Origin of the sequence: Enterobacter cloacae complex sp. IR5422, from assembly GCF_049238165.1 — a bacterium.
GTDB classification, from domain to species: Bacteria; Pseudomonadota; Gammaproteobacteria; order Enterobacterales; family Enterobacteriaceae; genus Enterobacter; species Enterobacter roggenkampii.
In genome coordinates this window covers 1-18,006 of sequence record NZ_JBMKHT010000040.1, presented here as the reverse complement: position 1 = coordinate 18,006, position 18,006 = coordinate 1, and the positions used below count along the sequence as shown (strand labels likewise).

The following is an 18,006-nucleotide window of genomic DNA, read 5'->3' as shown; positions in this document are numbered from 1 at the left end:
TAATTAACTCTCATGGTATCGATTTTCTTTACCGGCATCTTTAACAATGGTGCTCGTTTCTAGTGTTGCTGCGGTACGCTTCATCATCGTCTGCGGGGCGGTTGCGATAGTGAAGGAGCTGCCGGGCGTGAGCAAATCTATCAGGCGCTGGCCGCTGATAATCTCCATCCGTTCACTGGCAATACTGACAGATTTTGAACCTGCGCCGGTTTTCCCGGTATGGCAAAACAGACCGCGACAGTTATGACGTTTAAGCAACTTCTCGAACTCCTGTACGTGCTGTAAAGCAATATGGCCGCGATAGCGTTTAGCCTGAATAAGATAGCGATATTTTCCTATTATTACCTGGCCGTCAATGCCTCCATCGCCGGTATAGCGTTTGTTTCTGATGGTTCTGAAGCCATGCGCTTCAAATCCTTCCAGCAACAGTTCTTCAAACACAAAAGGATCAATTTTCCTCAGGTAGTTAATTTTTTGTGGGAAGCCCGGCAACGTCTTTATGCGCTCCAGCACCCGCCGCGCACTTTGCTGCTTCCTTTTGTGTCGCCTGTGCCGTACTGAACGCCGGAAGAATACAACGGCAAGCAGTGCGATGGCGCTGCAAGCCCATAGAATAAGGTTTTCTGTAGTGGGGAAGGGGATCATGGTCATAGTGGGCTTTCTGAGGGTAAAGAAAAGGGCGGTTAAACCGCCCTGGTGTTTAGCGACGGCTGTATACCTGCCACGAAGCGCTGCCTGACTGATTCTGGCAAATCCGCCCGTAAAGTACGGTGCCGGTCGAGTAGCGGGCGCCATTCAGATAGCAATAGCCGCTGGATTGCAGCAGTTCGTTGCGCAGCTTTTCTTCCTGCTTTGATAGCCGGGACTCCGCAGACTGCAAACGAACGGATAATTCGTTAATCTGGCGTTGCTGGTTATTCAGCTGGCTCTGCATCGCATTACCTTTATCCTGGCTGACGCAACCAGTTAAGAGAGCTGTACAGGCTAATGCACTTAATATTATTTTTTTCACGTTGGCTCCTTAAATTGAGATTATTCCTAGTTCGCCTATAAGCGAACTTTCCCGTATTTACTTATGATCTGGCTTATCATCGACTGGTTACTTCCACCTTCGCCATTATCCGGGCATTCATTAAGAAAAGCCTTCCTGGCATCCTTCGTGTGGTTGGGTAAAAAGCCGTGCTTGTTCTTTTTAACGATATTGAAGAAAGCAGCTTCAGCACTGTTACACTCGCTTCCGCCGCTATCGCCGGTGAGCTTGCCCGCCATGCACATAATAACTTTGCAGGGATCTTCAGCATGGCTGGCAGGAATATAAAGCAGACTACCAGCTGCTATCAGAGGTATTAAGAGTTTCTTCATTGTTTTGTCCTTAACAGTTTGTTCAGATATACACTCGCCAGAATGTTGATAACGGTAAGCAATATTAATAATAACGCTGCGTTATAAATAGATTTGTAACCTATATCGCCTGCAATATATTCGACAACAAAAACGAAAATCGTTAAAATTGTGTAAAACTTGATTAACTTTCCTGTAATTTTCTTAACAATATAAGCAACTGAATAAGAGCCGGATTTGATGATGCTGGCGAGTAACCTGATCGCATGGACACGAAATTTTCTAAAAATGGGCGGAATGGAAGATGCCTTTTTCTTCCTTCTGCTTTTTTGCCTTTCCGCAAAATCAATAAGTTCGCCCATTTTTATACCCTCCGGTTATATCTTCAGATCATCAAGTGATAAACCACTATCAAGCAGCTCTTTGAGCCATGTGGGTCGGCGGCCAGTCCCGGACCAGGTATTTTCTGCGTTCCTGGGGTCGCGGTATTTTGCTGGTCTATGTTCTCTGGGGTTGGCTACGCCCTGCATCTTCATGGCTTCCAGGCTAATGCCAGCGTCCAATTTTGCAGTTAGCCAGGCCGGGCGCTTCCCTATACCAGTCCACGTATTAAAAGGGTTATCCGGGTCACGATACACGGGTTCGCCTTTTGGTCGTTTTTCTGATTTCAGGGGAACCAGCATCACCTTCCTTCCTTCAGCGGTTTTCTTTTCGTTTCTTCTTGACACGATCTCATTAGCCCTTATCATAAACAAAAGTCGTCGAAATTACAATTACGCGGTGAAACATAAATGAGTAAACATCCAAAACTCCTGGTTCTCGCTCTGGCCTGCCTTGCTTGTGCTGGCCGTGCCAGTGCTGCGCCTGCCTCCGATGAAGTTGCCAGGCTTGCGCAGAGATGTGCGCCTGATGTTTCACCCTTAACGATGGCGTACATCGTCGGCCATGAGTCCTCAAATGGGCCGTACAGGATCAATATTAACGGTAGTATTCAGTTAAAACAGCAACCGCGTACTGAAGCTGAGGCCGTCAGCGTTGCGAAAGTTCTGCTGAAGGATAATAAAAGTTTTGATATGGGCCTTGCACAAATTAACTCAAATAATTTAGTGGGCCTGGGTCTTTCGGTTGACGATATTTTCAAACCCTGCATCAACCTGCGGGCGAGCCAGACCATCCTTAAAGCCTGTTATGATAGCGCCCTGAAATCCTACCCAGCCGGGCAGGTTGCGCTGAGACACGCGCTTTCCTGCTACAACACCGGCTCACTCACAAACGGGATTTCTAACGGGTATGTCACGAAAGTTATCAACGTGGCGCGTCAATCAACTGATTTGAAAATCCCTACGCTGCTACCTGACGGCCAGACCAGTGAGGACAGCACCGCGACTGAGCCTCAGCAGGCAAAAAGTACGGCGCCGCAGTATGACGGTGAACAAGATGTTTTTGGTTCGGGTGATGGCGATGCCTTCAGCCGAAATAATACGGATGCCTTTTTAACCAGACAGGAAACAGCGAAGGGGGAATGAGGTTATGGATGGAACGTTTGTACCTTGTATTGCAATCACAGATCCTGGAGCTATTTGAAGCAGGAAAAGTGAAGGAGGTAACGATAGAACGGGTTTCATTAAAGAAGTGGTATCCCGTTTTTCAGATAGACGATGAACAGCTGGGCCAGATCGCATGTTCCATTAGGGTTAACAAAGAGCATGAGCTACGAACCTGGGCTGATTTAAGGCTACTGGCAGAGTTTTTGAAAGATAAGTGTGGCGTTGAAGAATGCCGGTTAAATCTGCAATCAACAGAAGATAGTGAGTAAGGAGAAAGTATGACCACGTTGTTTAAGAAGTATGGCCCTGCGGTAGTTATGGGCGTTTTGTCCATTGCCCTGCCGCAAATTGCGCTGGCCGCTGGCACCGATACTGGTGAATCAACCGCTACATCAATCCAGACGTGGTTGAGCACATGGATTCCAATTGGTTGTGCTATTGCGATCATGGTTAGTTGCTTTATGTGGATGCTTCACGTAATCCCAGCCAGCTTTATTCCTCGTATCGTAATCTCGCTGATTGGTATTGGTTCTGCATCATTTCTGGTTTCCCTGACGGGCGTAGGAAGCTGAACAACGCGAAAAGGGGGGACTTTTGTCCCCCAAAGTGAGGACTACAAAGATGTTCGTTGACGGGAAAAGACCGCTTTTCAAAGGTGCGACTCGCTTACCTCGCGCGCTGGGTGTACCACGTAATGTAGCTATGATGATATTCATGATTTCTGCCTCGCTTTTTATGATTATTCATATGTGGGCGATTCTGGTGTTCGTCTTTTTGTGGATTCCTTCAGCTGCATTAACAAAATATGACGACCGCATGTTTCGAATTATGGGCCTGTGGTTGAAAACCAAATTCAGTAATTGGTTTGATTCTCCGTTTAAGCAGTGGGGAGGATCGTCTTATTCCTCTGTTGACTACAAACGTAAGGGTTTAAAATAATGAGAGCTGCCACCGCTACGAAGCCAAAAAAAATTGATGCCTACCGTAAGGAGCCATCAGTAAATAAAAAGTATTTGCCCTATTCTTATCACCTCAATGATTACGTGATTTCGATGGAAAACGGCGATCTGATGGCTTTTTTCAAGCTGGATGGCCGCACACATGACTGCGCATCAGATCGGGAACTGGTCACCTGGCATAAAGACCTTAATACGCTGGTCAAGAGCTTCGGAACAGACCATGTAGAGCTGTGGACGCATGAATATCACCATGAGGCTAAAGAGTACCCGGATGGTGAGTATGACCATTTTTTCCCTGCTTATGTTGATCAATATAACCGTAAGCTGCACGGTGATTCCAAGCAGCTGATTAATGACCTTTATCTGACCGTTATTTACAAACAGGTAGGGGATAAAACACAGAAGTTTCTGGCGAAATTTGAAAAGCCGACTCGTGACGAAATTCAGCAAATGCAGAATGAGGCGCTTGAAGGTCTGGAAGATATTTCTGAACAAATCCTGGAAGCAATGAAGCCGTATGGCATTCAGCAGTTGGGTATCTATTATCGTGACAAACGCGGTGTTGAAATTCCTGCGCCTGATAAAAAAGAACGTGAAGAACTTGCTGAAGTCGATGAATCAGACATTTTTGACGAAGCCATTGTTATCGAACGCAACGAGCCTGAACCTTCGCAGGCTCACGCTTATTCAAAAGCGCTGGAGTTCCTTTATTTCCTCGCAAATATGGAATGGGCCATCGTGCCTGTTTGCCGTGATCGTATCCGTGAGTACATCATGGACAACCGCCCTGTTAGCTCCCTGTGGGGGGATGTTGTCCAGATCAGAACGGTAGATCACAACTTCTATACCACCGGCATTGAATTTCGTGAATACGAAGAAGATACAGAGCCAGGCCAGCTTAACATGCTTAAAGAAGCCGATTTTGAATACCTTCTGACGCAGAGTTTTTCTTGCCTCTCTGAATCTTCAGCTAAAACGTTTCTGACGCATCAGGAAAAATCTTTGCAGGAAACGCGCGACCGTGCGCAAAGCCAGCTGGCACAGCTTGGTACTGCGCTCGATATGCTGACGTCCAGAGAGTTCGTGATGGGCTACCATCATGGAACCGTGCATGTCTGGGATAATGACCAAAACGCGGTACAGCGCAAAGCGCGTCGTGTGAAGGTTATGCTAACCGGCTGTGGCGTGGTTGGCGGGACTATCAGCCTGGCCTCTGAGGCTGCATATTATGCGAGACTGCCTGGCAACCAGAAATGGGCGCCGCGCCCGGTTCCGATAAACTCATGGAACTTCCTGCACTTCAGCCCGTTCCACAATTTTATGCGTGGCAAGCCTGACAATAACCCGTGGGGGCCAGCGCTGACCATGTTCCGCACGATCAGCGGTACGCCACTCTATTTTAATTTCCATGTGACCCCGCTTGAAGAACTTTCCTACGGTAAACGCCCGCTGGGCCATGCGTTAATAACGGGTATGTCGGGGGAAGGTAAAACCACGCTGCTTAACTTCCTGCTGGCGCAGTCAATGAAGTACAACCCGCGGCTTTTTGTTTATGACCGTGACCGCGGTATGGAGCCGTTCATTCGAAGCGTTGGTGGCTACTATAAAGTTCTGCAACAGGGTATGCCGTCCGGGTTTGCCCCGCTTCAGATTGAACCGACCAAACGCAATATTGCCCTCATTAAAAACCTGTTCCGCATTTGTGTGGAAACCACCAATAACGGGCCTATCAGCGCAACGATGGCTACCGAACTGGCTGAAGGCGTTGATGCGGTTATGGGGGAAGGCTCACTTATTCCACGCGAGGCGCGCACCGTTACTATCCTGGACGGGTACGTGAATGAAGTTGTGGAAAATGGCGTATCACTGAAAGGGCTGCTGCGCGAATGGACGCGCGAAGGCCAGTATGGCTGGCTGTTTGACAATGATAAAGACAGCCTGGATCTCAGCGCGAATGATATTTTTGGCTTCGATTTATCCGAGTTTATCGCAGCCAAAGAGGAAGTATCCAGCCCGGCCCGTACTCCGCTCATGATGTACCTTCTGTACCGGGTACGTGACTCCATCGACGGCAAACGCCGCGTCATTCAGTGCTTTGACGAGTTCCACGCCTACCTTGACGATCCGGTTATCGAGCGTGAAGTTAAGCGTGGTATCAAAACTGACCGTAAGAAAGACGCTATCTATGTGTTTGCCACGCAGGAGCCGAACGATGCGCTGTCCAGCCGTATTGGCCGCACGATCATGTCGCAGACCGTCACAAAAATCTGCCTGCGCGATCCGGAAGCTATCCGAGAGGATTATGCCTTCCTTACTGATGCTGAATACGACGCGCTGATGTCGATTACCGAACACTCCAGACAGTTCCTGGTTAAACAAGGGCAACAGTCTGCGATTGCTTCTTTCAATCTCTACCCTCGCAACAGCGACGATATTGATGCAGATATTAAGACAATGGACAACGTTCTTAGCGTGTTGTCCGGTGAACCACAAAACGCCGAAATTGCGCATGAGCTGGTTGAACGGCTCGGTAATGACCCTGAAGTATGGCTCAAAGAATACTGGCGCCTGACGGCTTAACAACGAGGCAAAACACCATGAAAAAAACACTGACGGCAGTATTGCTGACCACCGGCCTGATTCTGGGAGGCGCGCAAAGCGCTTCCGCAGGCATCATCGTGACCAACCCTACTGAGCTGGCTAAACAGGTCGAGCAGCTTCAGCAAATGGCGCAGCAGCTGGAGCAGCTTAAAAGCCAGCTGCAAACGCAGAAAAATATGTATGAGTCGATGGCAAAGACAACCAACCTGGGCGATCTGCTGGGGACGTCTACCAGCACGCTGGCAAATAATTTGCCGGACAACTGGAAGGAGATCTACAGCGACGCCATGAACTCCAGTTCTTCCGTCACGCCTTCAGTTAACAGCATGATGGGCCAGTTTAATGCGGAAGTTGACGACATGACGCCCAGCGAAGCAATTACCTACATGAACAAAAAGCTGGCTGAAAAAGGCGCTTATGACCGCGTTATGGCAGAAAAAGCCTACAACAACCAGATGCAGGAACTAACCGATATGCAGGAGCTGACGGAGCAGATTAAAACGACTCCAGACCTGAAATCGATTGCTGACTTACAGGCCCGTATCCAGACGTCACAGGGTGCTATTCAGGGTGAGCAGGCGAAGCTGAATCTGATGAACATGTTGCAGCAGTCACAGGACAAGCTATTACGTGCGCAGAAAGAACGTGCCACCCACAATTTTGTTTTTGGAACCGGCGGGGACGTTACCGCGTCACCTTCAATTAACTGAGGTAATTATGAAAAAACTACTGCTTGTTATCCCTTTCCTCCTGGTGGCCTGCGATGCCTCGCATGACGTGGAGTGGTACAAAAAACATGAGAAAGAGCGCAAGGCAACAATTCAGGAATGCAAGAAAGACGCGGATGAACTTCAGAAACCTGATTGCAAAAACGCGCGCGAAGCCGATCGTCAGCTGTTTGTGTTCGGCAAAAAAGACGGCGAAATCAATTCACCGAAAATTTAGGAGTAAGGAGGCAATATGGCATTCACCCTAGTCGCAGACATTTTCGCAAAAGTAGACGGGGCGATTACGTCAATGGTGAGCGCCAATGTTGCCACCATTATCTCTGATGTAACGCCTCTGATTGCCACCTGTCTGACAATCAAGCTGATGGTTCAGGGGATGTACTCAGCGTTTAATCCGGGGGCGGGCGACAGCCTGAGTTCGCTGATTAAAGAGTATCTTTCCATAGCCCTTATCCTGAGCTTTGCAACGGCGGGCGGCTGGTATCAACAGGAACTGGTCAACGTGGCGCTTCACCTGCCGGATGATTTTGCCGGGATACTGTCTGCCCCTAATAAAGTCGGTGCAAGTGGCGTACCGGCGATTATTGATAGCGGTATTGAAAAAGGTATCAAGATCGTCAACACCGCATGGGAAGCCGCAGACGTGTTTTCATCGAGCGGCCTGGCCGCGTATGCCATTGGCGGCATTATGATGATTGCTACCGTTGTGCTGGGCGGCCTCGGTGCGGGCTTTGTGATCATGGCTAAGATCCTTCTGGCCGTTACGCTTTGTTTTGGCCCGATTGCAATCTTCTGCCTGCTGTGGGGAGCGACAAAAAACATCTTTGCTCGCTGGCTGGCGTCGGTCATTAACTATGGCCTTGTCGTCGTCATTCTTGCGCTCGTGTTTGGTTTCATCATGCAGATGTTCGACAACCTCCTGTCCTCGATGAACTCTGATGCCGCTTACTCATCAATCACTGGTTCTATCTCCGCCTTATTACTGACGGTCATTTCCGTTTTCGTTCTGTTCCAGATTCCGCAAATTGCCGCCAGCTGGGGTAGCGGTATCAGCGCCGGAGTTGCTGACGCCGCACGCTCTACGGGTTCTTCCATGCAGGCGCTTGGCAATATGGGCAGCCACGGCATGTTTGGCGGTAATGCGTTCAGAGGCGGTAACAGTGGCGGCGGCCAGCAATCGGCAGGTGGAGGAAGTGGCAGCAACAGCGGAGGAAGCAGTGGTTCTAATTTAAGTGGTAAGGCAAGGGGCAGTCGCGGGAAGAAGGCTGCATAAAATTAAAACAAAAGTCGTTGAAATTGCAATTTCGGCGACTTATTATAATTAGTACGTTCAACAACCGATAATGGATGCCGTAATGCGCAGCTTATTGCTTATGGGAGTTCTTCTGATTAGCGCCTGTTCCAGCGGGCATAAACCGCCACCGGAGCCGGACTGGAGCAACACCGTTCCAGTAAACAAAACAATCCCGGTTGATACGCAAGGTGGTGCAAATGAAAGCTAATAAAAAAACAGGGCTTACACGTGAAGCCATTAAAGAGTTCAACGAAAGCCGTAAAGGGCTTGAAGTTGATCTGATGGATGAAGTGCTGAAGTCCCGGCGTACCGCCTGGATGGTTGCCACCGGTTCAGCGGTGGTAACTGTTTTTGCACTCTCTTTAGTTGGTTACGTGGTGCATAAGTACAGCCAGCCAATCCCCGCACATCTGCTAACGCTCAACGAGGCCACTCACGAAGTACAGCAGGTCAAGCTGACCCGCGACCAGACCTCTTATGGTGACGAAATTGATAAGTTCTGGCTGACACAATATGTCATTCACCGTGAGAGCTATGACTTCTATTCAGTTCAGGTCGACTATACGGCCGTTGGCTTAATGTCCACGCCGAACGTGGCAGAGTCTTACCAGAGCAAGTTCAAGGGCCGCAACGGTCTTGATAAGGTTCTGGGCGACAGTGAAACGACCCGCGTGAAGATTAACTCTGTGATCCTCGATAAACCGCACGGCGTAGCAACGATACGCTTTACTACGGTTCGCCGCGTGCGCAGCAATCCCGTTGATGATCAGCCGCAGCGCTGGATTGCCATTATGGGGTATGAATATAAATCGCTGGCGATGAATGCTGAGCAGCGTTATGTCAACCCGCTGGGTTTCCGCGTGACGAGTTATCGCGTCAACCCTGAAGTTAACTGAGGGCTGCCCCATGAAAAAACTACTTCTTTCAGCAGTCGTTTTGTCAGTCCTGGGAGGCGCGGCCACTAACGTTATGGCGCTTGAGGTTGGCCGCAATTCTCCTTATGACTATCGCATTAAAAGCGTTGTTTATAACCCTGTTAATGTGGTCAAAATTGACGCTATCGCCGGTGTGGCTACCCACATTGTTGTCGCGCCTGACGAAACCTATATCACTCATGCTTTTGGCGATTCTGAAAGCTGGACGTTTGCGCACAAAATGAACCATTTTTTTGTGAAGCCGAAACAGGCCATGAGTGATACCAACCTGGTGATCGTCACCGATAAGCGCACCTATAACATCGTCCTCCATTTCATCGGTGAAGAAACGAAGAAAAATGCAGACGGTACGGTATCAAAATCCTTTATTGAAACGCCGTGGGCTGTGCGCCAGGCCGTTCTTCAGCTGACCTATGAATATCCGTTTGAGCAGCAGGAAAAAGCCAAAAGCGCGGCTGATAAAAAACGCATTACGCAGAAGCTGAAGCAGACGGCTTTTGCGGGGGCGAAGAACTATCAGTACGTAATGAGCGAACAGCCTGAAATGCGCAGCATCCAGCCGGTTCACGTCTGGGATAACTACCGCTTTACCCGGTTTGAGTTTCCGGCCAATGCGGAGTTACCGCAGGTCTACATGATCTCGGCCAGTGGCAAAGAAACGCTGCCTAACTCTCATGTTGTGGGTGAGAACCGCAACATCATCGAGGTGGAAACCGTCGCTAAAGAGTGGCGTATTCGTCTGGGCGATAAAGTCGTTGGCGTTCGTAATAATAATTTCGCGCCGGGCGCCGGTGCGGTAGCAACCGGTACGGCTTCCCCGGATGTGCGCAGGGTTCAAATTGGGGAGGATAACTGATGGCCCGTAAAAGTGTCGATGTAGATCAGGAACTCGATGAAAACACCGGAGACGGTGAATTTGAAAGCGAGCGTGGCGGATTTAAAGGCAGTAACCGCCGTTCGGCTCCTGGTATGAAAGCCTTTGTCATACTGATGGCGCTGCTTGCTTTGGTATTCATCGGGATTACGGTCATGGGTAAAATTCGCACCCCGGCTAAAGCTGAAGCTGATAAAGACGGTGGTAAAGCGCAACAGGCCAATACACTGCCAAACTACAGCTTTAACAGCGATCCTGATGTTAATAAACCTGCAACTGCGCAGAATAGCGCCACTGATGCCCGTGCTGTGCAGGCTGCCGCACAGGCAGATGCAGATGCGGGCAGCAGCAATACCGCCGCGCGTACCTCTAATAAGCGTAAAGAACCTTCGCCTGAAGAACTGGCTATGCAGCGTCGTCTGGGCGGCGAGCTGGCCCAGACTAATCAGGCGGCTACAAGCAATAGTCCCGGAGTGCAGCCCCAGGACAACGAAACAAGCGAAGGTAGTTCAGCACTCGCTAAAAACCTGACTCCTGCAAGGCTGAAGGCTAGCCGCGCTGGAGTCATGGCTAATCCCAGCCTGACTGTTCCGAAAGGCAAAATGATCCCCTGTGGTACCGGCACCGAGCTGGATACCACTGTTCCGGGTCAGGTTTCCTGCCGGGTTTCACAGGACGTTTACTCAGCTGATGGACTCGTTAGGCTGATTGATAAAGGCTCATGGGTTGACGGGCAGATTACCGGTGGTATCAAAGACGGCCAGGCGCGCGTGTTTGTTCTCTGGGAGCGTATCCGCAATGACCAGGACGGGACAATCGTTAATATTGACAGTGCCGGAACGAACTCACTCGGCAGCGCGGGGATTCCGGGCCAGGTGGATACCCATATGTGGGAGCGTCTGCGTGGTGCGATCATGATTTCGTTGTTCTCTGACACCTTAACGGCGCTGGTTAACCAGACGCAGAGTAATAACATTCAGTACAACAGCACAGAAAACAGCGGTGAGCAGCTGGCGTCTGAAGCACTTCGCTCTTACATGTCTATCCCCCCTACCCTCTACGATCAGCAGGGTGATGCGGTGAGCATTTTTGTTGCCCGCGACCTCGATTTCAGCGGCGTTTATACGCTCGCAGACAACTAAAAAAGTGGGCGCTTAGCGCCCGCTTTTCTTCAGGAGTAATCATGACTGATGCAGCTTTCTATCAACTTGGCCCACTGCGCGAGTATTTAGAAGATCCTACTGTTTTTGAAATTCGCATTAACTGCTTTCAGGAAGTTATCTGTGATACGTTCAGCGGCCGCAGGGTTGTGCAGAACGCGGCAATTACGGCAGATTTTATTAGGAACCTTGCTAAATCGTTGGTGAGCAGCAACAAGCTGACCATGCAGGCCATTAATGACGTGATCCTGCCTGGCGGGATCAGGGGCGTTATCTGTCTGCCCCCTGCGGTGATTGACGGTACAACGGCCGTAGCGTTTCGTAAGGATTTGGCGGCCGATAAAAATCTGGAGCAGCTGACCAGCGAGGGGATTTTCAGTGACTGCCGGAAGATTACCGGCAGCAAGCAAAGCCTAACGGATGATGATTTTTTCCTTAAAGAGCTGCACAGCAGCGAAAAATGGCCCGCATTCCTGCAAACCGCCGTTGAGAAGAAACGCACTATCGTGATCTGCGGTGAAACCGGGTCGGGGAAAACGGTACTCACGCGCGCGCTGTTAAAATCGCTACATAAAGACGAGCGTGTAATTATTTTAGAGGACGTTCACGAAGTCACGGTCGATCACGTTGTAGAAGCCGTTTATATGATGTACGGCGATGCAGGAAAGATCGGCCGCGTCAGCGCCACTGATGCCCTGCGAGCCTGTATGCGTCTGACACCGGGCCGTATCATCATGACTGAGCTTAGGGATGATGCTGCGTGGGATTATCTTAAAGCACTTAATACCGGCCATCCAGGCGGTGTTATGTCAACGCACGCTAACTCTGCGCGCGATGCCTTTAACCGTATTGGGCTGCTTATCAAGGCGACCCCTATCGGCCGTATGCTCGATATGAGCGATATTATGCGAATGCTCTACTCCACCATTGACGTTGTGGTGCATATGGAAAAGCGGAAAATCAAAGAAATTTATTTTGACCCTGAATATAAAATGCAGTGTGTGAACGGGAGCCTGTAATGAAAAACTTAGCAACCTGGCTTCTGGCCGCAGCATTTACGACAGCCGCCCTGCCCGCCTTTGCGGTGGAACCATCCGTTCAGGTTGGCTACTCGCCTGAAGGAAGCGCCCGCGTTCTCGTCCTGAGCGCCATTGACTCCGCAAAAACCTCGATACGGATGATGGCTTATTCTTTTACCGCCCCGGATATTATGAAGGCACTGGTAGCAGCCAAAAAACGGGGAGTTGATGTGAAAATCGTAATTGATGAAAGGGGCAATACGGGGCGCGCCAGCATTGCGGCCATGAACTACATAGCGAACAGCGGCATCCCTTTGCGTACTGACAGTGATTTCCCTATCCAGCATGACAAGGTGATCATCGTGGATAATGTGACCGTTGAAACTGGCAGCTTTAATTTCACCAAAGCGGCCGAAACGAAAAACTCGGAGAATGCGGTGGTGATCTGGAACATGCCTAAGCTCGCTGAATCATTCCTCGAACACTGGCAAGACCGCTGGAATCGGGGGAGAGACTACCGTTCCAGCTACTGAATACTGACCGCCGAAAGGCGGTTTTTTTTGTTCAAAGAAACTGATCTCAGTATCGCGCACGGGGCAGCTGGCCAACGTCGCCGGCATCGCGCCGGCAAAAATCGAAAAACAGAAATATCAGCAAGATAGCTTAAACAGGTGTCGGGAAATTTCGTTGAGATATTTTGAAGGAATCACAGTGTAAGCAGGCGGCCTATTTCAAAAAAGGCGGCTGTACGGTAGTCACTGACTCTCTCGCAGATCTTCCCGCTCATGTACCAGTAATACCCGTCAGTGCTGACAATATCGAGCAAATACCGCATATCATAAACCGTATCGGGTATTACCTCACCCTCACCGGCCAGAACGCCGCTGGCAATAGAATGGTTCCCTCCTCGTACAAAGCCTATCCGCCAGGGCAACCACAAAGTAACGCGGTGGTTAATATCCTGTACCCACGGATTGCCCTTAGCGCTGCCTATATGGGGTCTGAGGTCCAACCATGCGAAAAACCACGTTAAGAAAGCAACCTTCTGAAAAGGCGACGTTTATCAGTTTTTTTTCCGGCCATAAAGGGGGCGGAAATTATTCCCTGCACGGGTATTCGCAAGGATTTCGGTAGTGCTCTGGCTCTGCCCCCCATAACCTGGCGGACAGAGCATGATTGGGAAAGCGGTACCCTCACGGCAGAAACGATTGACGCAGGCTATATTTCTATTATTCTGGAAATATAGATAAAGGAGGTATTATGGATTTAAACACTGCTGCAAACGCACTTCGAGAACTGGGCCACCCGACACGTCTCAGCATATACCGGGAGCTGGTCAGGGCGGGTCATGAAGGCCTGCCGGTTGGCGAACTGCAGAAGCACCTTGAGATTCCTGCCTCCACGCTCAGCCATCATCTTTCAGCGCTGATATCCGCTGGACGGCACTGTTGCAAATAGTCGGTGGTGATAAACTTATCATCCCCTTTTGCTGATGGAGCTGCACATGAACCCATTCAAAGGCCGGCATTTTCAGCGTGACATCATTCTGTGGGCCGTACGCTGGTACTGCAAATACGGCATCAGTTACCGTGAGCTGCAGGAGATGCTGGCTGAACGCGGAGTGAATGTCGATCACTCCACGATTTACCGCTGGGTTCAGCGTTATGCGCCTGAAATGGAAAAACGGCTGCGCTGGTACTGGCGTAACCCTTCCGATCTTTGCCCGTGGCACATGGATGAAACCTACGTGAAGGTCAATGGCCGCTGGGCGTATCTGTACCGGGCCGTCGACAGCCGGGGCCGCACTGTCGATTTTTATCTCTCCTCCCGTCGTAACAGCAAAGCTGCATACCGGTTTCTGGGTAAAATCCTCAACAACGTGAAGAAGTGGCAGATCCCGCGATTCATCAACACGGATAAAGCGCCCGCCTATGGTCGCGCGCTTGCTCTGCTCAAACGCGAAGGCCGGTGCCCGTCTGACGTTGAACACCGACAGATTAAGTACCGGAACAACGTGATTGAATGCGATCATGGCAAACTGAAACGGATAAGGGGTCTGACGCTCAGTGGAACGAAAACTCACGTTAAGCAACGTTTTCTGCCTCTGACGCCTCTTTTAATGGTCTCAGATGTCCTTTGGTCACCAGTTCTGCCAGCGTGAAGGAATAATGGCCGAGCATATTGATATGTCCGTGGCAAAGCGGGGAGAGGCGTGCGATATCTTCATCATTCAGTGTTTCACCCTGCGCCCGGAGATGATCCAGGGCTGCCTGCATATAAATAGTGTTCCATAACACGACGGCGTTAGTGACCAGCCCCAGTGTGCCCAGTTGATCTTCCTGACCGTCGGTATATCGTTTTCTTATCTCACCTTTTTGACCGTGACAGATGGCTCTGGCAACGGCATGGCGACTTTCTCCCCGATTAAGCTGGGTCAGAATGCGCCGGCGGTAATCTTCATCATCAATATAATTAAGCAGATACAGCGTTTTGTTGATGCGCCCCACTTCAATGATTGCCTGAGTCAGTCCGGAAGGACGTTCACTTTTCAGCAATGAACGGACCAGCACTGAAACCTGTACTTTGCCCAGCTTCAGGGAGCCAGCGGTCCGGATCATTTCGTCCCACTGAAGGACTATTTTTCGGGGATCTGATTGCCCTCTGGCAATATCATTCAGCACGCCATAGTCGGCATCATGGTCCATTCGCCAGAAAACCGAAGCACCGGCATCAGCCAGGCGTGGAGAAAACTGGTATCCCAGCAGCCAGAAAAGGCCAAAGACAAGTTCGCTGGCACCTGCTGTATCGGTCATAATTTCGGTTGGATTCAGCCCGGTCTCCTGTTCCAGAAGACCTTCCAGCACAAAGATAGAGTCCCTCAGCGTCCCCGGTATAACGATGCCATGAAAGCCGGAATACTGATCGGACACAAAGTTGTACCAGGTGATCCCTCTGTTATTACCAAAGTATTTGCGGTTCGGTCCGGCATTGATTGTTCTGACTGGCGTAACAAAGCGCATTCCATCTGCAGATGCCACTTCTCCTCCACCCCATATCTGTGCCAGTGGCAGCGTTGCCTGAAAATCAACCAGTCTGGCATTAGCGCTGGTGATAGTTTCAGCCCGCAGATAGTTCGCTTTTGTCCAGTTCAGCCGGTGTCGGGTCAGTGCAGGAACATTTGATCTGATCAGTGGTTCCAGACCGATATTGCAGGCTTCAGCCATCAGCACGGCGCTGATGCTGACGGGCAGATCATCAACTCTGGCACTGGCTTCACTAGCATGGAAAAACTCATCAGCAAATCCGGTATGGGCGTTAATTTCGAGCAGCAACTCCGTTAAATCCACCGGAGGGAGTAGATCACTGATCATTTTGCTCAGTCGTTTCAGGGGAGCCCGCAGAATTCGGAAAAAATCGTACGCTAAGGTTTTCCGGGCATCCGTAAGGGCCGAAACTTCCCGTCTTCCAGTCTGCGGCTCTGCCGCCAGACGTAATCGCCGGTTAGGTTGATGTGCTCCCAGCCCAGCGGCGACAGGAATTGCAGCAGCTCGCCGTCCACCGGCTTGCCGGCCTCGACCAACCCCTGGGTGGCGCGTTCCAGGTACACCGTGTTCCACAGCACGATAGCCGCCGTCACCAGGTTGAGGCCGCTGGCCCGGTAGCGCTGCTGCTCGAAGCTCCGATCCCTGATTTCCCCAAGGCGGTTGAAGAACACCGCCCTGGCCAGCGAGTTGCGCGCCTCACCTTTGTTCAGGCCGGCATGCACGCGGCGGCGCAGTTCAACACTTTGCAGCCAGTCCAGGATGAACAGCGTGCGCTCGATCCGGCCCAGCTCGCGCAGGGCCACGGCCAGTCCGTTCTGGCGCGGGTAGCTGCCGAGCTTGCGCAGCATCAGCGAGGCGGTGACGGTGCCCTGCTTGATCGAGCTGGCCAGGCGCAGGATGTCGTCCCAGTGGGCACGCACGTGCTTGATGTTCAGGGTGCCGCCGATCAGCGGGCGCAACGTCGGGTAGGCTTGCACGCCCTGCGGCACGTACAGCTTGGTTTCGCCGAGGTCGCGGATGCGCGGCGCGAAGCGGAAGCCTAGCAGGTGCATCAGGGCAAAGACGTGATCGGTGAAGCCGGCCGTGTCGGTGTAGTGCTCCTCGATCCGCAGGTCGGACTCGTGGTACAGCAGGCCGTCGAGCACATAGGTGGAATCGCGGACGCCGACATTCACCACGCGGGTGCTGAACGGCGCGTACTGGTCGGAGATATGGGTATAGAACAGCCGTCCCGGCTCGCTACCGTACTTCGGGTTGACGTGCCCGGTGCTCTCGCCCCGGCCACCCGCGCGGAAGCGCTGGCCATCGGAGGATGAGGTCGTGCCGTCGCCCCAGTGGGCGGCAAAGGCGTGGCGATACTGGTGGTTGACCAGCTCGGCCAAGGCCGCCGAATAGGTTTCGTCGCGGATGTGCCAGGCTTGCAGCCAGGACAGCTTGGCGTAGGTCAGGCCGGGGCTCGACTCGGCCATCTTGGTCAGCCCGAGGTTGATCGCATCACCGAGGATTGCGGACAGCAGCAACGTCCTGTCTTTGGCCTCGGCCCCGTCCTTCAAGTGGGTGAAGTGGCGGCTGAAGCCCGTCCAGTCGTCCACGTCCATCAGCAGTTCGGTGATCTTGATGCGCGGCAGTAACTGGCTGGTTTGGTCGATCAGCGCCTGCGCCCGATCCGGCACCGCCGCATCCAGCGGGGTGATTTTCAGCCCTGACTCGGTGAGGATGGCATCGGGCAGCTCGTTGTCCTTGGCCAGGCGGGTGACGGTGGCCAACTGCTCGTCCAGCAGCTGCAAACGCTCTTCCAGGTACTGGTCGCTGTTCGGGTTGATCGCCAGGGGCAGGGCCTGCTCGCGCTTGAGTGCGGCGAACTTCTCGGCCGGCAGCAGGTAGTCGTCGAAGTGGCACTGTTGCAAATAGTCGGTGGTGATAAACTTATCATCCCCTTTTGCTGATGGAGCTGCACATGAACCCATTCAAAGGCCGGCATTTTCAGCGTGACATCATTCTGTGGGCCGTACGCTGGTACTGCAAATACGGCATCAGTTACCGTGAGCTGCAGGAGATGCTGGCTGAACGCGGAGTGAATGTCGATCACTCCACGATTTACCGCTGGGTTCAGCGTTATGCGCCTGAAATGGAAAAACGGCTGCGCTGGTACTGGCGTAACCCTTCCGATCTTTGCCCGTGGCACATGGATGAAACCTACGTGAAGGTCAATGGCCGCTGGGCGTATCTGTACCGGGCCGTCGACAGCCGGGGCCGCACTGTCGATTTTTATCTCTCCTCCCGTCGTAACAGCAAAGCTGCATACCGGTTTCTGGGTAAAATCCTCAACAACGTGAAGAAGTGGCAGATCCCGCGATTCATCAACACGGATAAAGCGCCCGCCTATGGTCGCGCGCTTGCTCTGCTCAAACGCGAAGGCCGGTGCCCGTCTGACGTTGAACACCGACAGATTAAGTACCGGAACAACGTGATTGAATGCGATCATGGCAAACTGAAACGGATAA

At 51.5% G+C, this 18,006-nt stretch carries 21 protein-coding genes and 4 pseudogenes; 17 read left to right on the top strand and 8 right to left on the bottom strand.

Features of this window, described 5'->3' with window-relative positions; genetic code table 11:
• Nucleotides 1-3 precede the first annotated feature (3 nt).
• The 5 genes from ACOTXT_RS17355 to ACOTXT_RS17335 form a co-directional block, all read right to left on the bottom strand.
• Complete coding sequence (locus ACOTXT_RS17355) at nucleotides 4-651, bottom strand: restriction endonuclease (RefSeq protein ID WP_015344958.1); 648 nt, start codon at nucleotides 649-651, stop codon at nucleotides 4-6.
• Nucleotides 652-700: 49 nt separating this feature from the next.
• Nucleotides 701-934 carry a hypothetical protein gene (locus ACOTXT_RS17350; RefSeq protein ID WP_001191790.1) on the bottom strand — a complete coding sequence of 78 codons (234 nt, stop codon included), beginning with the start codon at nucleotides 932-934 and terminating at the stop codon, nucleotides 701-703.
• 113 nt (nucleotides 935-1,047) lie between these two features.
• Nucleotides 1,048-1,362 (bottom strand): TrbM/KikA/MpfK family conjugal transfer protein, encoded by a 315-nt coding sequence (locus ACOTXT_RS17345; protein ID WP_001749965.1) that lies wholly within the window; start codon nucleotides 1,360-1,362, stop codon nucleotides 1,048-1,050.
• Nucleotides 1,359-1,703: a hypothetical protein gene (locus ACOTXT_RS17340; protein WP_001749964.1), complete on the bottom strand. Its 345-nt coding sequence runs from the start codon at nucleotides 1,701-1,703 to the stop codon at nucleotides 1,359-1,361. The genes ACOTXT_RS17345 and ACOTXT_RS17340 overlap by 4 nt, the downstream gene beginning before the upstream one ends.
• A 15-nt stretch (nucleotides 1,704-1,718) precedes the next feature.
• Entirely contained in the window at nucleotides 1,719-2,024 is a 306-nt protein-coding gene (locus ACOTXT_RS17335; protein ID WP_000960954.1) for an H-NS family nucleoid-associated regulatory protein, read from the bottom strand.
• Nucleotides 2,025-2,132: 108 nt separating this feature from the next.
• On the opposite strand from ACOTXT_RS17335, the gene ACOTXT_RS17330 reads away from it, so the two are divergent.
• The 14 genes from ACOTXT_RS17330 to ACOTXT_RS17265 all read left to right on the top strand — a co-directional run bounded on the left by ACOTXT_RS17330 (nucleotide 2,133) and on the right by ACOTXT_RS17265 (nucleotide 12,991).
• On the top strand, nucleotides 2,133-2,867 hold the full coding sequence (locus ACOTXT_RS17330; protein WP_001749963.1) for a lytic transglycosylase domain-containing protein: 735 nt from the start codon (nucleotides 2,133-2,135) through the stop codon (nucleotides 2,865-2,867).
• An 8-nt stretch (nucleotides 2,868-2,875) separates the two neighbouring features.
• Complete coding sequence (gene korA, locus ACOTXT_RS17325) at nucleotides 2,876-3,157, top strand: transcriptional repressor KorA (protein ID WP_000440698.1); 282 nt, start codon at nucleotides 2,876-2,878, stop codon at nucleotides 3,155-3,157.
• A 9-nt stretch (nucleotides 3,158-3,166) separates the two neighbouring features.
• The gene (locus ACOTXT_RS17320) at nucleotides 3,167-3,460 is read left to right on the top strand and encodes a hypothetical protein (RefSeq protein WP_001749962.1); all 294 of its coding nucleotides are present in this window, start codon (nucleotides 3,167-3,169) and stop codon (nucleotides 3,458-3,460) included.
• A 49-nt stretch (nucleotides 3,461-3,509) separates the two neighbouring features.
• Nucleotides 3,510-3,827 (top strand): VirB3 family type IV secretion system protein, encoded by a 318-nt coding sequence (locus ACOTXT_RS17315; RefSeq protein WP_000496058.1) that lies wholly within the window; start codon nucleotides 3,510-3,512, stop codon nucleotides 3,825-3,827.
• On the top strand, nucleotides 3,827-6,427 hold the full coding sequence (locus tag ACOTXT_RS17310) for a VirB4 family type IV secretion/conjugal transfer ATPase (protein ID WP_001749961.1): 2,601 nt from the start codon (nucleotides 3,827-3,829) through the stop codon (nucleotides 6,425-6,427). Before ACOTXT_RS17315 ends, ACOTXT_RS17310 begins: the two co-directional genes overlap by 1 nt.
• Nucleotides 6,428-6,444: 17 nt before the next feature.
• On the top strand, nucleotides 6,445-7,158 hold the full coding sequence (locus tag ACOTXT_RS17305; protein WP_001749960.1) for a type IV secretion system protein: 714 nt from the start codon (nucleotides 6,445-6,447) through the stop codon (nucleotides 7,156-7,158).
• Between the two features lie 7 nt (nucleotides 7,159-7,165).
• Complete coding sequence (gene eexN, locus ACOTXT_RS17300) at nucleotides 7,166-7,393, top strand: IncN-type entry exclusion lipoprotein EexN (protein ID WP_001749959.1); 228 nt, start codon at nucleotides 7,166-7,168, stop codon at nucleotides 7,391-7,393.
• 15 nt (nucleotides 7,394-7,408) lie between these two features.
• A complete protein-coding gene (locus ACOTXT_RS17295; RefSeq protein ID WP_001749958.1) occupies nucleotides 7,409-8,449 on the top strand; it encodes a type IV secretion system protein in 1,041 nt (346 codons plus the stop codon).
• 70 nt (nucleotides 8,450-8,519) lie between these two features.
• Nucleotides 8,520-8,678 carry a hypothetical protein gene (locus ACOTXT_RS17290; protein WP_012561180.1) on the top strand — a complete coding sequence of 53 codons (159 nt, stop codon included), beginning with the start codon at nucleotides 8,520-8,522 and terminating at the stop codon, nucleotides 8,676-8,678.
• Complete coding sequence (locus tag ACOTXT_RS17285) at nucleotides 8,668-9,366, top strand: virB8 family protein (RefSeq protein WP_000646594.1); 699 nt, start codon at nucleotides 8,668-8,670, stop codon at nucleotides 9,364-9,366. The genes ACOTXT_RS17290 and ACOTXT_RS17285 overlap by 11 nt, the downstream gene beginning before the upstream one ends.
• 10 nt (nucleotides 9,367-9,376) lie before the next feature.
• Nucleotides 9,377-10,261, top strand: coding sequence for a TrbG/VirB9 family P-type conjugative transfer protein (locus tag ACOTXT_RS17280; protein ID WP_000735066.1), 885 nt, complete (start codon nucleotides 9,377-9,379; stop codon nucleotides 10,259-10,261).
• A complete protein-coding gene (gene virB10, locus ACOTXT_RS17275) occupies nucleotides 10,261-11,421 on the top strand; it encodes a type IV secretion system protein VirB10 (RefSeq protein WP_000101710.1) in 1,161 nt (386 codons plus the stop codon). Before ACOTXT_RS17280 ends, virB10 begins: the two co-directional genes overlap by 1 nt.
• Nucleotides 11,422-11,462: 41 nt before the next feature.
• Nucleotides 11,463-12,458 carry an ATPase, T2SS/T4P/T4SS family gene (locus ACOTXT_RS17270; protein WP_000128596.1) on the top strand — a complete coding sequence of 332 codons (996 nt, stop codon included), beginning with the start codon at nucleotides 11,463-11,465 and terminating at the stop codon, nucleotides 12,456-12,458.
• Nucleotides 12,458-12,991 carry a phospholipase D family protein gene (locus tag ACOTXT_RS17265; RefSeq protein ID WP_000792636.1) on the top strand — a complete coding sequence of 178 codons (534 nt, stop codon included), beginning with the start codon at nucleotides 12,458-12,460 and terminating at the stop codon, nucleotides 12,989-12,991. The genes ACOTXT_RS17270 and ACOTXT_RS17265 overlap by 1 nt, the downstream gene beginning before the upstream one ends.
• A gap of 173 nt (nucleotides 12,992-13,164) precedes the next feature.
• Here ACOTXT_RS17265 and ACOTXT_RS17260 read toward each other — a convergent pair whose 3' ends face one another.
• Entirely contained in the window at nucleotides 13,165-13,470 is a 306-nt protein-coding gene (locus tag ACOTXT_RS17260; protein WP_011742557.1) for a DUF6710 family protein, read from the bottom strand.
• A 248-nt stretch (nucleotides 13,471-13,718) separates the two neighbouring features.
• On the opposite strand from ACOTXT_RS17260, the pseudogene ACOTXT_RS17255 reads away from it, so the two are divergent.
• Both ACOTXT_RS17255 and ACOTXT_RS17250 read left to right on the top strand, forming a co-directional pair.
• Nucleotides 13,719-13,898, top strand: a pseudogene (locus ACOTXT_RS17255) (ArsR/SmtB family transcription factor); the annotation flags it as partial.
• 64 nt (nucleotides 13,899-13,962) lie between these two features.
• Nucleotides 13,963-14,523: pseudogene (locus ACOTXT_RS17250) on the top strand (IS6-like element IS26 family transposase); the annotation flags it as partial.
• A 19-nt stretch (nucleotides 14,524-14,542) separates the two neighbouring features.
• On the opposite strand, the pseudogene ACOTXT_RS17245 reads toward ACOTXT_RS17250, so the two are convergent.
• Nucleotides 14,543-15,826: pseudogene (locus ACOTXT_RS17245) on the bottom strand (Tn3-like element Tn3 family transposase); the annotation flags it as partial.
• A 53-nt stretch (nucleotides 15,827-15,879) separates the two neighbouring features.
• Nucleotides 15,880-17,394 (bottom strand): annotated as a pseudogene (locus ACOTXT_RS17240) (Tn3-like element TnAs1 family transposase); the annotation flags it as partial.
• A gap of 65 nt (nucleotides 17,395-17,459) precedes the next feature.
• Here ACOTXT_RS17240 and ACOTXT_RS17235 point away from each other — a divergent pair.
• A partial coding sequence (locus ACOTXT_RS17235) for an IS6-like element IS26 family transposase (protein ID WP_001067847.1) occupies nucleotides 17,460-18,006 on the top strand: 547 nt, incomplete at its 3' end.

Bases quoted from the DNA above. Each gene is read 5' to 3' on its own strand.
- ACOTXT_RS17355 (WP_015344958.1), bottom strand. From the start codon at position 651: ATGACCATGATCCCCTTCCCCACTACAGAAAACCTTATTCTATGGGCT.
- ACOTXT_RS17350 (WP_001191790.1), bottom strand. From the start codon at position 934: ATGCAGAGCCAGCTGAATAACCAGCAACGCCAGATTAACGAATTATCC.
- ACOTXT_RS17345 (WP_001749965.1), bottom strand. From the start codon at position 1,362: ATGAAGAAACTCTTAATACCTCTGATAGCAGCTGGTAGTCTGCTTTAT.
- ACOTXT_RS17340 (WP_001749964.1), bottom strand. From the start codon at position 1,703: ATGGGCGAACTTATTGATTTTGCGGAAAGGCAAAAAAGCAGAAGGAAG.
- ACOTXT_RS17335 (WP_000960954.1), bottom strand. From the start codon at position 2,024: ATGCTGGTTCCCCTGAAATCAGAAAAACGACCAAAAGGCGAACCCGTG.
- ACOTXT_RS17330 (WP_001749963.1), top strand. From the start codon at position 2,133: ATGAGTAAACATCCAAAACTCCTGGTTCTCGCTCTGGCCTGCCTTGCT.
- korA (WP_000440698.1), top strand. From the start codon at position 2,876: ATGGAACGTTTGTACCTTGTATTGCAATCACAGATCCTGGAGCTATTT.
- ACOTXT_RS17320 (WP_001749962.1), top strand. From the start codon at position 3,167: ATGACCACGTTGTTTAAGAAGTATGGCCCTGCGGTAGTTATGGGCGTT.
- ACOTXT_RS17315 (WP_000496058.1), top strand. From the start codon at position 3,510: ATGTTCGTTGACGGGAAAAGACCGCTTTTCAAAGGTGCGACTCGCTTA.
- ACOTXT_RS17310 (WP_001749961.1), top strand. From the start codon at position 3,827: ATGAGAGCTGCCACCGCTACGAAGCCAAAAAAAATTGATGCCTACCGT.
- ACOTXT_RS17305 (WP_001749960.1), top strand. From the start codon at position 6,445: ATGAAAAAAACACTGACGGCAGTATTGCTGACCACCGGCCTGATTCTG.
- eexN (WP_001749959.1), top strand. From the start codon at position 7,166: ATGAAAAAACTACTGCTTGTTATCCCTTTCCTCCTGGTGGCCTGCGAT.
- ACOTXT_RS17295 (WP_001749958.1), top strand. From the start codon at position 7,409: ATGGCATTCACCCTAGTCGCAGACATTTTCGCAAAAGTAGACGGGGCG.
- ACOTXT_RS17290 (WP_012561180.1), top strand. From the start codon at position 8,520: ATGGATGCCGTAATGCGCAGCTTATTGCTTATGGGAGTTCTTCTGATT.
- ACOTXT_RS17285 (WP_000646594.1), top strand. From the start codon at position 8,668: ATGAAAGCTAATAAAAAAACAGGGCTTACACGTGAAGCCATTAAAGAG.
- ACOTXT_RS17280 (WP_000735066.1), top strand. From the start codon at position 9,377: ATGAAAAAACTACTTCTTTCAGCAGTCGTTTTGTCAGTCCTGGGAGGC.
- virB10 (WP_000101710.1), top strand. From the start codon at position 10,261: ATGGCCCGTAAAAGTGTCGATGTAGATCAGGAACTCGATGAAAACACC.
- ACOTXT_RS17270 (WP_000128596.1), top strand. From the start codon at position 11,463: ATGACTGATGCAGCTTTCTATCAACTTGGCCCACTGCGCGAGTATTTA.
- ACOTXT_RS17265 (WP_000792636.1), top strand. From the start codon at position 12,458: ATGAAAAACTTAGCAACCTGGCTTCTGGCCGCAGCATTTACGACAGCC.